The sequence below is a fragment of the Nonomuraea sp. NPDC052265 genome, from assembly GCF_044547985.1.
In the GTDB taxonomy this organism is placed as follows: domain Bacteria; phylum Actinomycetota; class Actinomycetes; order Streptosporangiales; family Streptosporangiaceae; genus Nonomuraea.
In genome coordinates this window covers 15,925-29,036 of sequence record NZ_JBIUBJ010000024.1, presented here as the reverse complement: position 1 = coordinate 29,036, position 13,112 = coordinate 15,925, and the positions used below count along the sequence as shown (strand labels likewise).

10 protein-coding genes are annotated in these 13,112 nt (G+C 70.5%); 3 read left to right on the top strand and 7 right to left on the bottom strand.

Annotated features, from left to right (window positions below):
* The first annotated feature begins 252 nt into the window (after positions 1-252).
* Positions 253-969: a DUF2306 domain-containing protein gene (locus ACIHAD_RS41410; RefSeq protein WP_397360283.1), complete on the top strand. Its 717-nt coding sequence runs from the start codon at positions 253-255 to the stop codon at positions 967-969.
* 1 nt (position 970) lies between these two features.
* Here the strand turns inward: ACIHAD_RS41410 and uvrA are convergent, their stop codons facing one another.
* The gene (gene uvrA / locus ACIHAD_RS41405; RefSeq protein WP_397360282.1) at positions 971-3,811 is read right to left on the bottom strand and encodes an excinuclease ABC subunit UvrA; all 2,841 of its coding nucleotides are present in this window, start codon (positions 3,809-3,811) and stop codon (positions 971-973) included.
* 218 nt (positions 3,812-4,029) lie between these two features.
* On the opposite strand from uvrA, the gene ACIHAD_RS41400 reads away from it, so the two are divergent.
* Positions 4,030-4,821 carry a maleylpyruvate isomerase family mycothiol-dependent enzyme gene (locus tag ACIHAD_RS41400; RefSeq protein ID WP_397360280.1) on the top strand — a complete coding sequence of 264 codons (792 nt, stop codon included), beginning with the start codon at positions 4,030-4,032 and terminating at the stop codon, positions 4,819-4,821.
* Positions 4,818-5,474: an MBL fold metallo-hydrolase gene (locus tag ACIHAD_RS41395; RefSeq protein WP_397360279.1), complete on the top strand. Its 657-nt coding sequence runs from the start codon at positions 4,818-4,820 to the stop codon at positions 5,472-5,474. The genes ACIHAD_RS41400 and ACIHAD_RS41395 overlap by 4 nt, the downstream gene beginning before the upstream one ends.
* 290 nt (positions 5,475-5,764) lie before the next feature.
* On the opposite strand, the gene pssA is transcribed toward ACIHAD_RS41395, so the two are convergent.
* From pssA to ACIHAD_RS41365, 6 genes are all read right to left on the bottom strand, one after another.
* Positions 5,765-6,592, bottom strand: coding sequence for a CDP-diacylglycerol--serine O-phosphatidyltransferase (gene pssA, locus ACIHAD_RS41390; RefSeq protein ID WP_352364447.1), 828 nt, complete (start codon positions 6,590-6,592; stop codon positions 5,765-5,767).
* Positions 6,579-7,220 (bottom strand): phosphatidylserine decarboxylase, encoded by a 642-nt coding sequence (locus ACIHAD_RS41385; protein ID WP_397360278.1) that lies wholly within the window; start codon positions 7,218-7,220, stop codon positions 6,579-6,581. Before ACIHAD_RS41385 ends, pssA begins: the two co-directional genes overlap by 14 nt.
* 108 nt (positions 7,221-7,328) lie before the next feature.
* Complete coding sequence (locus tag ACIHAD_RS41380) at positions 7,329-8,312, bottom strand: TerC family protein (protein WP_397360277.1); 984 nt, start codon at positions 8,310-8,312, stop codon at positions 7,329-7,331.
* 176 nt (positions 8,313-8,488) lie between these two features.
* Positions 8,489-9,778 carry a glycosyltransferase gene (locus tag ACIHAD_RS41375; protein WP_397360275.1) on the bottom strand — a complete coding sequence of 430 codons (1,290 nt, stop codon included), beginning with the start codon at positions 9,776-9,778 and terminating at the stop codon, positions 8,489-8,491.
* Positions 9,779-10,597: 819 nt separating this feature from the next.
* Positions 10,598-12,190, bottom strand: coding sequence for a murein biosynthesis integral membrane protein MurJ (gene murJ / locus ACIHAD_RS41370; RefSeq protein ID WP_397360274.1), 1,593 nt, complete (start codon positions 12,188-12,190; stop codon positions 10,598-10,600).
* 70 nt (positions 12,191-12,260) lie between these two features.
* Positions 12,261-13,112 carry a hypothetical protein gene (locus ACIHAD_RS41365; protein WP_397360272.1) on the bottom strand — a complete coding sequence of 284 codons (852 nt, stop codon included), beginning with the start codon at positions 13,110-13,112 and terminating at the stop codon, positions 12,261-12,263.

Below are 13,112 nucleotides of genomic sequence, written 5' to 3'. Positions count from 1 at the left end.
GCCGACCCTTCGCGTCTCCGCCGACCCCCAGCAGGTCAGGCCATTACCCGTGCCTCAACTTTATTGGCCCCACCCCTCGGTCCGCCCATCGGGTGACCGATCCGCCCCCCGTCACACCAAGTCCCGGCCGAGAGATAGCAGCAGGACGGTCTGGGCACGGTCGAGGCACGGTCGGGACGCGGTCGGAGCGCGGTCGGAGCGCGGTCAGCAGACGGTGCGCCCGCGGTGAGCGCCACACGAGAGCCTGTGCGCATGACTCTCACCGAGACTCCCGCGCCCACGACGTCCGGGCCGCGCTGGTGGCGCCGTCCGTGGGTGGCTCCGCTCGCGGTGGTGGCGATCGCGTTCGTCGCCTTCTCGCTGCCGCCCTATCTGTCGCTGGACCCGAGCCGGTCGCGGGTGCCCGCCCCCGACTTCTTCCCGCCGCACTTCGCGGTGCTCTCCCTGCACGTGATCTTCGGCTCGATCGCGATGATCTCGTCCTGCCTGCAGGTCTGGCCGTGGTTCCGCGCCCGCCACCCGCGCGCCCACCGCCTGATCGGCCGCGTGTACGTCTTCGGCGGCTGCCTGCCCGGCGGCGTGCTGGGCCTGGTGGTCAGCCTGGCCACCCCCTTCGGCCCGGTGACCAGGGCCAGCGGGGTGGTGCTGGCCCTGCTGTGGCTGGGCTGCACCCTGGCCGGCTGGCGGATGGCCCGGCAGCGCAGGTTCGTCGATCACCGCAGGTGGATGATCCGCAGCTTCGTCCTGACGATGTCGATCATCACCAACCGCCTGTGGGACGCGGTGTTCGTCATCACGCTGTCGCCGCAGCTCGACACCACCTTCCACGGCGACCAGGCGCTGCTGGCCGGCACGGTGGGCGGGCTGAGCGCCTGGCTGGGCTGGGTGCTGCCGCTGCTGTTCGCCGAGTGGTGGCTGGAGCGCGGCGACGCCGCCAAGCGCCGCCGCCGCACCCGAGCCGCCGCCTGAGTCAGAGTGACAGGATCTTCCGCAGGAAGCGCCCGGTGTGACTCTCGTTGACCAGCGCCACCTCTTCGGGCGTGCCCGCGGCCACCAGTGTGCCGCCGCGGGACCCGCCTTCGGGGCCCATGTCGATGATCCAGTCGGCGGTCTTGATGACGTCGAGGTTGTGCTCGATGACGATCACCGTGTTCCCGCCGTCGACCAGCCGCCCGAGCACGCCGAGCAACCTGCGGATGTCCTCGAAGTGCAGGCCGGTGGTGGGCTCGTCGAGCACGTAGATCGTCCGCCCGGTCTGGCGGCGCTGCAGCTCGGAGGCGAGCTTGACGCGCTGCGCCTCGCCGCCGGACAGCGTGGTCGCCGGCTGCCCGAGCCGTACGTAACCCAGACCGACATCGTTGAGCGTCTGCAGATGCCGCTTGATCGCCGGGATCGCGTCGAAGAAGGCCAGCGCTTCCTCGATCGGCATGTCCAGCACCTCGGCGATCGTCTTGCCCTTGTAGTGGACCTCCAGCGTCTCCCGGTTGTATCGGGCGCCGTGGCAGACCTCACAGGGGACGTAGACGTCCGGCAGGAAGTTCATCTCGATCTTGATCGTGCCGTCGCCCGCGCACGCCTCGCAGCGCCCGCCCTTGACGTTGAAGCTGAAGCGCCCCGGCTGGTAGCCGCGCACCTTGGCCTCGGCGGTCTGGGCGAACAGCTTGCGCACGTGGTCGAAGACCCCGGTGTAGGTGGCCGGGTTGGAGCGCGGCGTACGGCCGATCGGCGACTGGTCGACGTGCACGACCTTGTCCACCTGGTCCATGCCGTTGATGCGGGAGTGCCGCCCCGGCACCGTGCGGGCGCCGTTGAGCTCCTTGGCCAGCGCGTTGTAGAGGATGTCGTTGACCAGCGTCGACTTGCCCGACCCGGACACACCGGTCACCGCCGTGAACATGCCCAGCGGGAACTCGATGTCGACGCCCTTGAGGTTGTGCTCGCGCGCGCCCTTGACCGTGATCTGCCGCTTCTTGTCGCGCTTGCGGCGCTTGGCCGGGATCGCGATGCTCCTGCGGCCCGACAGGTACTGGCCGGTCATGGACTCCTCGCTGGCGAGGAGCTCCTGGACGGTGCCGGAGACCACGACCTGGCCGCCGTGCTCGCCGGCGCCCGGACCGATGTCGACCACCCAGTCGGCGGCGGCGATGGTGTCCTCGTCGTGCTCGACGACGATCAGCGTGTTGCCCATGTCGCGCAACCTGATGAGCGTGTCGAGCAGGCGCATGTTGTCGCGCTGATGCAGGCCGATGGACGGCTCGTCCAGCACGTAGAGGACGCCGACCAGCCCGGAGCCGATCTGCGTGGCCAGCCGGATGCGCTGGGCCTCGCCGCCGGCGAGGGTGGCCGCGGCGCGGTCCATGGTGAGGTAGTCGAGGCCGACGTCGAGCAGGAAGCCCATGCGGGCGTTGATCTCCTTGACCACCCGCTCGGCGATGTGCATGTCGCGGTCGGACAGCTTCAGCTCCGCCAGGAACTTGGCGCACTCGCCGATCGACATGGCCGCGACCTCGGCGATCGACCTGTCGTCGACCGTGACGGCGAGGGTGACCGGCTTGAGCCTGGCGCCCTTGCAGGCCGGGCACGGGATCTCGCGCATGTAGCCCTCGAAGCGCTCGCGCGTGGCGTCGCTCTCGGCCTCGGCGTGCCGGCGCTGCACCCAGGGGATGACGCCGTCGAAGGTGGTGTAGTAGGAGCGCTGGCGGCCGTAGCGGTTGCTGTACCGGACGTGCACCTGCTCGTCGTGGCCGTACAGCAGCGACTTCTGGGCCTTCTTGGGCAGCCGCTCCCACGGCGTGTCGAGGGTGAATCCGACGGTCTGGCCGAGCGCCTCGATCAGCCGGACGAAGTATTCGCTGGTGTGGCCGCCCGACCACGGGTGCAGCGCGCCGTCGCCGAGCGCGCGCTCGGGGTCGGGCACCACCAGGTCGGGGTCGACCTCCATCTTGGTGCCGAGGCCGGTGCACTCGGGGCAGGCGCCGAAGGGCGAGTTGAAGGAGAACGAGCGCGGCTCCAGCTCCTCGAACGACAGGTCGTCGTAGGGGCAGTAGAGGTGCTCGGAGTAGAAGCGCTCGCGGCCCGGGTCGTCTTCCGGCAGGTCGACGAACTCCAGCGTGATCGTGCCGCCGGACAGCTGCAGCGCGGTCTCGACGGAGTCGGTGAGCCGGCGGCGCGAGGACTCCTTGACCGAGAGGCGGTCGACGATGACCTCGATGTCGTGCTTCTCGTACTTCTTCAGCGTCGGCGGCTCCTCCAGCCGCACGACCGTGCCGTCGACCCTGGCCCGCGCGAAACCCTTGGTCTGCAGCTCGCGGAACAGCTCGGCGTACTCGCCCTTGCGGCCGCGGATGACGGGGGCGAGCACCTGGAAGCGGGTGCCCTCCTCCAGGTCCATGACGCGGTCGACGATCTGCTGCGGCTGCTGCCGGGCGATCGGGCGGCCGCAGGTCGGGCAGTGGGGCTTGCCGATCCGCGCCCACAGCAGACGCAGGTAGTCGTAGACCTCGGTGATGGTGCCGACGGTCGAGCGGGGGTTCTTGCTGGTGGCCTTCTGGTCGATGGACACCGCGGGCGACAGGCCCTCGATGAAGTCGACGTCGGGCTTGTCCATCTGGCCGAGGAACTGGCGGGCGTAGGCCGACAAGGATTCGACGTAGCGCCGCTGTCCCTCAGCGAAGATCGTGTCGAAGGCCAGGCTCGACTTGCCGGAGCCGGAGAGGCCGGTGAAGACGATCAGAGAGTCTCGCGGCAGGTCCAGCGAGACGTCCTTGAGGTTGTGTTCTCGTGCACCACGCACGATCAGGCGGTCTGCCACGGCGATCCCGGAGGTCGAAAGGCGGATAGGTCCACGGGGGATGGTAGACGGGGGCACCGACATTTTCGGCGAGCCGATCCCCGGCCCCCGAAAATCCGTCCTTCACAGGTTACGGCCATCTCCCGCGTCGGCAGGATCCCTTTGAAAGTCAACCACTTGACCAGCCGCTTTATGCCCGAGCCCGACGCCGGACACCCTAGATGAGGAAGTATCTGGACATGACCGTTCTACCCGCGGTGCAGGCCGAACTCGCCTCCGCGACCGACCGGCTGCTGGCCACGGCCGCGTCCCTGTCCGACGCCGACATCACAGCCCCGTCCCTGCTGCCCGGCTGGACCAGAGGGCACGTGCTCGCCCATCTGACCGGCAACGCGGGCTCCCATCTCAACCTTCTGACCTGGGCGCGGACGGGCGTCGAGACCCCGCAGTACCCCTCCCTGGAGGCCAGGACCGCCGAGATCGAGGCCGCCGCCGCCCGGCCGGCCGCCCGGCACCTGGCCGACCTGGCGGACAGCGCCGCCCGCCTGGCCGCCGCGATCCGCGACCTGCCCGCCGAGGCCTGGCCGGCGCTCGTACGGGGCATGCGTCCGCCGTCGCATCCCGCCTGGTACATCCTGGTACGCCGCCTTCGCGAGGTGGGCATGCACCACGTGGACCTCGGCGCCGGGTACGGCCCGCGCGACTGGCCGCAGACGTTCGTCCACCGCGAACTGCACGACCTCCACCGCTCCTGGCCGTACGGCGACAGCACGGTGAGCGAGGTCGTCCTGACCGGCGAGCCGGGGCAAAGGTGGCAGAACCTCGGCCAGGGCCCCGCCGTCCAAGGCGCGCCGGCCGACATGCTGGCCTGGTTGACGGGTAGGTCGGACGGCGAGGGCGTTACCCTGGTGCCCGCGGGACAGCCGTCGACGCCCGGCGACGGTGGCGCGCTCCTTCCCGAGCCGCCGCCGTGGCTGACGATGCCGGCCCCCGCTGATCTGCCCGCGACGCCCCCGAAGGACTATCCATGACCTACACAGGCGACGTCCGGGTCGGCGGCCCCGCCGACGTGCGAGAGCTGCCCGCCCTGACCATCTCCAAGCTGGCGGTCGGCCCCCACGACAACAACGCCTACCTGCTGCGTTCCACCGAGACCGGCGACGAGTTGCTGATCGACGCCGCGGCCGACGCCGACCGGCTGCTGGCGCTCGTCGGCGACCAGCCCCTCGGCGCGATCGTCACCACCCACCAGCACGGCGACCATTGGCAGGCCCTCGAACAGGTGTCCCGGGCCACCGGCGCCGAGGTGATCGCCCATCCGCTCGACGCGCCCGCTCTGCCCGTCCCGGCCGGCCGCACGGTCGAGCACGGCGACACGATCGCCCTCGGCCCGGTCAGCCTGGAGGTCATCCACCTGCGCGGACACACCCCGGGCTCGATCGCCCTGCTCTACGACGGCGGTCCTGACGGCCATCACCTGTTCACCGGCGACTCCCTGTTCCCCGGCGGGGTGGGCAACACGGGCAAGGACCCGGAGCGTTTCGAGCGACTCTTCACCGACGTGAGCGAGCGGCTCTTCGACCGGCTGCCCGACGACACCTGGGTCTACCCCGGCCACGGCAGGGACACGACGCTCGGCGCCGAACGTCCCTCACTGCCCGGATGGAAGGCCAGGGGCTGGTAGCTCACCGGCCCGCGGCCGGCACGCGCACGATATGTCCGGCCGCCAGGGCCGGATCGTCGGCCAGGCCGACGAACTCGCCCCACGACCAGCGGTAGAACCAGCCCTCGGGCAGCGGTACGCAGTCGATCGTCTCGGCCGGCAGCGCGGTGTCGGGATCACTGATCCTCAGCGCGGGCGGATAGGCCCGCGAGGTAACGGTCAGCCCGCGCTGCTCCAGCTAGCCGAGATAGTACGTACGCGCGGCATGGCCGACATGGATCCATCAAAGCCGAAGATGGATGAAAAATCCCCTAGTTGCCGATTCGCTCGGCTTCCTTACGCAGCTCCCGCTTGTAGAACAACATGCGCAGCGGGATGGCCGCGACGAGCGCGATCTGCATGGTCGCGCCGATCTTGATGGGCAGGTCGCCGCCTTCCGGCCAGGCCACCCAGACCGTGAGGAACGCCACGTTCACCATGATCCAGCCGAGGACGACCGCCGCGAGCTGCCCCTTCGGCTTGGGGTACTCGATGCGGCTGACCATCAGCCAGGCCACCCCGAGGACCGCGAACAGCGCCCAGATGCTGGGCTGGAACAGCAGCACGATCGAGATCACGGTCATGGCGCCCATGGGGATGGGCAGGCCCATGAAGTCGCCGCTCTTGGTCTTGACGCACGCGAAGCGCGCCAGACGTACGACACCGGCGACCAGCACGGCCGCAGCGGCGGTGACCACCGCGATGAACGGCACCGAAGGCGGCGCGCCGACCCCCCAGATCACGACCATGAACGCGGGCGCGAACCCGAAGCTGATCACGTCGGCCAGGTTGTCCAGCTCGGCGCCCATCGCCGAGGCGCGGAAGCGCCGCGCGACGAGCCCGTCGAACAGGTCGCAGGTCGCGCCGATGAGCAGCAGGACGATGGCGGTGGCGAAGTAGCTCGGCGTGGGCGTGAACTTGCCGTCGGCGACCGTGAGCTGCTGAATCGCCGAGTAGGCCAGGACGCAGACCGCGAGGAACCCGCAGACCGCGTTGCCCAGCGAGAGCGAGTCCGCGGCGGACAGGCGGAACGCCTTGCCCACGGGACCGCGAGGCTCTTCCTCGCCCGCCTGCCAGCTGCCGGCGTCAGCCGTGGTCAATTCTGGTCACCCCCGCAACCGTCTTCTCCCCCACGGTGACCGCGGGCGAGATGCCTTCGGGAAGGTAGATGTCGACCCGCGAGCCGAACCGGATGAGACCGATGCGTTCGGTCTGCGCCACCTTGGCCCCGGCGCTCAGGTACGGCACGATCCGGCGCGCCACGGCGCCTGCGATCTGCACCATCTCGATGTCGCCCAGCGCGGTCTGGAAATGCCACACCACGCGTTCGTTCTGGTCACTGTCCTTGTTGAACGCCGGCAGGAACCCACCTGCCACATGCTGCACGGACGTGACATTTCCCGCAAGAGGGGCACGATTGACGTGCACGTTCAGCGGGCTCATGAAGATCGCGACGCGGGTGCGGCCGTCCGGCCAGGGGTCGATGCTCTGCACCACGCCGTCGGCGGGCGACAGGATGCGCCCCTCGCCCGGAGTGCGCTCGGGGTCACGGAAGAACCAGAGCATGCCACCGGTGAGCGCACCCAGCGGGGCCGCAGCCAGGGCCCAGCGCCGGTCTCGGCGCGTCAGCAGCGCGGTGGCGGCCGCCGCGGCCGCCGTCGGGAGGAGCCACGGGGAGACCCCGCGCGCGAGCCGGACGCGGCTCGACTTAGCAGAATCGTCTGACACGTACAACCTTTGGTGGTGACTGGACTAGGCGCTTTGCCATGCTGTTACGGAACTCGCAACTATTACACGGCGCAACTACACAAGCAAAGCGCCTCGATAGCCGTTCCGCTAGACCTGCTCCGGGTGCGTCTGCTCGCCTTCGCCGCTCGTCATGCGGGCCTTGATCAGGCTCGCAACCGTGGTGATCGCCATGGTGGAGCCGATGACCGTGAGCGACACCCAGATGGGAATTTCGGGTGCCCAGGAGACGCCACTGGCATGCAACGCCTCCATTATCAGCTTAACCCCGATGAACCCGAGGATGAACGCCAAACCATAGCTGATGTAGACGAGTCGCTGCAGCAACCCGCCCAGCAGGAAGTAAAGCTGACGCAGCCCCATCAGGGCAAACGCGTTGGCCGTGAAGACGACGTAGGGGTCTTTGGTGAGCCCGAAGATGGCCGGAATCGAGTCGAGGGCGAACAGCAGGTCGGTGGTTCCGATGGCGACCATCACGATGAGCATGGGGGTCACCATGCGGCGGCCGTCGATCTTGACGGTGACCTTGGAGCCGACGTACCCCTCGGTGGTCGGGAACGCCCGGCGCACCCACCTGAGCAGGATGTTCTCGTTGAACTCCTCTTCCTCGCCCTTGAGGTGCTGCCGGATCAGGTTGACGGCGGTGTAGACGAGGAAGGCGCCGAAGACGTAGAAGAGCCAGCTGAACCGTTCGAGCGCGGCAGCCCCGAGCGCGATGAAGATGCCGCGCATGACCAGCGCGAGCACGATGCCGACCAGCAGCACCTTGTGCTGGTAGGGCCGCGGCACCGCGAACCTGCTCATGATGATGAAGAAGATGAACAGGTTGTCGACGCTCAAGCTGTATTCAGTGATGTAACCGGCGAAGAACTCCCCCGCCTTGTCGGCCCCGAACGTGGCCCACAACCCCACACCGAACAACGCGGCCAAGGCGACATAGAAGGTGACCCAATATCCGGCCTGCCGCATGGAGAACTCACGGGCCTCACCGCGGTCGACGATCCACAGGTCAAAGGCGAGGACGACGAGCAGACCGCCGATGACGGCGATCCAGGCCCACACGGGTACGGTCACGGTTCAAACCCTCCGGCATGCATGACTCATTGCCGGAGGTCTCTCCCGCCCGCGAAGAACGCGGACCGGCAGCCCCGGGGGCCCCGTGGAGCGGGGCTGCACCGTGATGACGAGGCTGTCGCGAAGGGATACTCCCCTCCCTAACCCACGCAGTATACGCCGACACTTTGCTCTCATCATCCATTCGATCTTGCTGCCTCGTACACCCCGAGCACGCTCTCCACGGCATCGTCACCATCCGGCAACTCCCGCCCCCGCCGCGCCGCCGCCTCCGACAGCGTCCGCGCGACTTCCGGTTCGTCCAGGACCTTCCGCAACGCGCTCCGCAGCCCCTCGGCGTCCCCGTACGGCACGAGCGTCCCGGCGTCACCGACCAGCCATGGGATCCCGCCCACAGCGGAGGCGATCACCGGCTTGCCGGCCGTCAGGGCCTCGCTGAGGCTGAGCGGCAGCCCTTCCCAGCGGCTGCAGTTGACCACCACGGACGCGGCCGCGAGCAGGTCGGGGACGTCGTCCCGGTCTCCGAGCAGCAGCACGGGAAGGCTCCGCGCCCGGATCCGGTCCTGGAGCTCGTCCCGCAGCGGCCCCTCGCCAGCCACGGCGAACAGGGGCTTCGGCGTCTCCCACGGCCCCGCCGCCACGTCGAGCAGGGTGTCGAGCCCCTTCTGCTGGGCGAGCCGGGCGATCGTGAGCACCAGGGGCCGATCGCCCGTCCCGAGTTCCTCCCGAACCTCCTCCGGCGTACGCCGGGCTGGGCGGAGCGGGGGCGCGGGGACCACCGCCTCCTCCACCTCCCGGGCTCCCAGGACGGTCATCCGCTCCGCCAGGTCCGGCGAGACCACGAGCACCCGGTCGGCCCGCCGCGCCACGATCCGCTCCAGCACCCCGTAGACGAACCCCACGAAACCACCGGCGGTGAGCGCATTGTGCAAGGTAACCACCACCCCCGGCCCCTTCCCCCCCAACCGCCCGACTGCTCGCTCCCGGCCCTTCCCCCCCGATCGCCCTGCTCCGCGCTCCGGCCCCCGCCGCCCGCGGCCCCCTCCCCATCCAGCCTCATGGTGCATGCCCCCGGGACGCCCTGCCTCCTCAGACCTGGCCCCTAGGCCCCCCGCCTCCTCAGACCTAGCCCCTGAGCCCCCAGCCTTCTGCTGTCCGGTGCCTTGCCTCCGTGTCCCCTGTGACTCGGCCCCCGGGTGTCTTGTCGTCCGTGACCCGGTTGCCCGCAATGCCAGGCTCGCCAGCGCCCCCGCCCGCAGGCCGTGGGCGTGCACGACGTCGGCGGCCCGCGTCAGCCGCCGGATCGCGAGCACCGCGCGCAGGTCGTTCAGCGGATGCGGCCGATCGGACACGGGCACCTCGGCGAACGAGGCTCCCGCCGCCCGGAAGGAGAACGCCTCCTCGACACTCCCCGGCCCCACCACCGCCGCCTGATGCCCGCGCCGCACCAGCCCTTCGACGAGCATCCGTACATGCCGCCCGGTACCGCCGGACGTGGTCCCCATCACAAATGCCACCCGCAAGACCCCTCCTAGATCCTCACCGAAGCTCGCAGCACACCTCAAAGCCGAAACCGTAACCCGAACCCCACCGCAACTTCCCGCTCAAGCCGAGAACGACCGCTCCACAACGCACTCACGGGCGCCCGAGTCCGAAAGACAACCGGCGTCCGAAGACCGCGACTCGGGCAAAGGCTCCGGACCACCAACCAACCACCCGGTCACCCAGGACCGTGCGCCCGCCAAGCCCGGGCCCCAGCCCCCCTGGGCCCCAGGCGCCCGCTTCCGGGTCAGCCACGGCCCGGCATCCAGCCACCTTCCGGAGCCGAGCAACCCCAATGCCCCGAAACCGGCGCCCCTCGGGAAGCCAGCAACCCCGATGGTTCCGAGACAGCACCTCCCGACGGCCAGGTCCGCGATGGTCCAGCCGCGCCGCGGCTCCTGCCCCCCTGTGACCACGCGCCCTCTCGGAGGCCAGGCCCCACATAAAGGCCGGCCCCACGGAAATCAGGCCCGCACGACACTGACCGCTGTGAAGGATAGGCACCGCATGAGACCGACCCCCGCGAAAGCCAGGCACCACACGGGACCGAACCCTGCGAAAGCCAGGAACCACACGAAACCATCCCCTCCCCACAGAGGACCAACCACCGCATGAAACCAGGAACCGCACGAAAAAGTCACCACAGGAAACGATCACCGCACGAAGCCAGTCAGTCCAGAAGCCAAGGAACGGCAGGAGGCCCATCCGCCGCCTCCACAGGACAGCAGGTCCTTGGCAGAAGATCAGCCGCCCCGCCTGAGCAGCCCCGCCACCATCCTGGCGTCCGGCCGATCCACCAACGCCACGACAACAGCCCCCACCACCACGGCCACAAACGCCGCCAGCACGACCGCGCCCACGTTCGGCCAGATGCCCGAGACGCCGAGCCGGCCCACCGCCCAGGCCCCCGCCAGGTACCCCAGCACGCCACCACCGACCGCCGCCCCCGCGGCCCTGGGAAGCCCCGCCGCGGCCCCGCTCCCCCGCGCCCGCACCACGGACGCGAGCAGCAGCACCCCACCGGCGGTCATGCCCAGGCTCATCCCCAGCGCCATCCCGCCGATCTTCCACCCGGCGGGCAGCACCAGCACCAGCACGGTCTGCGCGACGATGACGACCAGCCACCCCACGACAGTCCCCGTTGCCGCCGCCCGGCCGAGCCCGGCCGCGTAGAGCACCCGGCTCAGGTGGGCGATGAGCCCGTAGCCGACGATGCCCGGCGCGAACAGCGCGATCGCCAGGGCGAGCTGGGACGGAGGCACCTCGCTCCGGCCTCCCAGGAACACCACCGCCCCAGGCCCCGACGCGGCGGCCAGCACCCCGGCGGCCAACCCTGTGACCAGCACCACGGCCCGCGTCGTACGCGCCGCCAGCGCCGAGAACGCGACCGCGTCACCCGCCTGCGCCGACAGCCGGGGGAACGCGCTGGTGGCGATGGGCACGGCCAGCACCGCGTACGGCACCAGGTAGATGGCCCACGCGTAGTTGTAGACGGTGAGGGCCCCGTTGCCGATCACCTTGTTCGACAGCAGCACCACGACGATCATGGCGGCCTGCTGGGCGAGCAGCGCCGCGATCCCGGCGAGGGCGAGCCTGCGCACCTGCCCGGCCACGCCGTCGGGGAAGCGTAAGGTGGGCCGCCACCGCAGCCTCAGCCTCGACACGGGCCCGAGCACGGTCAGCACGAGCGAGAGCACGCCCAGGCTGGTGCCCACCGACAGGGCCAGCTCGGCGGGCCCGGGCAGTTGAGCGGGGTCGATCACCCCTCCGCTGAGCGGCACGAACAGCAGGTACGCCACGATGACCACGATGCTGGACGCCAGCGGCGCGACCGCGGGCGCGGCGAAGCGGTTGTGCGACTGCAGCACGCCGTAGAGCACCACGGCCACGCCGTACAGGGGGATCTGGGGGGCGAAGACGACCAGCATCCGCGTGGCGAGGGCGACGAGGTGGGCCGTGTCGCACCCGTTGACCGCCTCGCCGAGGAACAGGCCGATGACCGGCCGGGCGAACAGCGCGGTGAGCGCCCCCAGCGGCACCAGAACCACGACGACCCAGGTCAGCAGCGCCGAACTGATGTGCCCGGTGCGCTCGCGCGAGGCGGCGGACCCGGCCAGCACCGGCACCACCATGCCCGCCAGCGCGCCCCCGACGACGACCTCGAAGACGATGTTGGGGATCTGGTTGGCCGTCATGTAGGCGGTGGACAGACAGTTGGTGCCGACGGTCTGGGCGAAGGCGTATTGCTTGACGAAGCCGGCGACCCGCGCCAGCACGGTGATCGCCCCGATGAGCAGGGCGCCACCCGCCACGCCCCGCGCCGTCACGCTCCGCACCCGGCCTCCCCCGCCCAGCATCCGGTCACGCGGACATCCTGGCAGGTGCCACCGACAATCGCGCGGAGGATCACACGTGGTCGACGGGACGCCGCCCGAGCATGTCGATCCGGTTGAGCACCGGGTGCGCGGCGATGACCTTGGTGAAGCTGACCTTCTCCGAGACCGCGGTGAGCGCGGCGACCGTGCCGAGGAGGACGAGCCTGCCCGGCCTGCCGAGCTTGGTGACCGCGGCCAGCCCGAGCAGGGCTCCGAGCGAGTTGGCGCCCGCGTCGCCGAGCATCGCGCGCTCGCCGAGGTCGTCGGGCAGCAGCGCAGCGGCGGCCCCCAGCGGCACGGCGGCCAGGGCCGCGGCGGCGGGCGACGACCGCAGCAGCGAGACGGCCAGCAGCGGCCCGCCGGCCAGCAGCCCGACCTTGATCGCCCGCCCGGGACGAAGGTCGAACAGGTTGGCGAGGTTGGCGGTGCCCGCGATGGCCGCGCCGTTGACCAGGGTGTCCACCGGCCCGCCGGAGACGAGGGCGGCGGCGCCGAGCCCGATGGCGCCGATGCCGAGGATCTTGACCGCGCCGCTGGTGACCTCGCCACGGGCCAGAGCCGTCAGGTGGCCCTTGAAGCCCTTGGAGGACGTGGTGCCGTAGAGGTCGTCGTAGGCCCCGAGGGCGCCGGTGCCGACGCCCGCCAGCACCGCGGCCAGCCGGGTACGCGGCGCCAGGCCGGGCGTGAGCGCGGCCGCGGCGCCGGCGCCCGCCACGAACGCGGGCCCCTCCAGCAGGGTGATGGGCTCGCCGCGGTGGTTCTTGCGCGTCCAGCGCCCGCCCAGGTCGGCCGGACGGTTCCGGGTGAAGGCGGAGTAGGCGGCACGGGCGGCGGCGGCGCCGATCGCGGCGCCGGCCAGCGCGTAGAGCAGGCCACGGGCCAT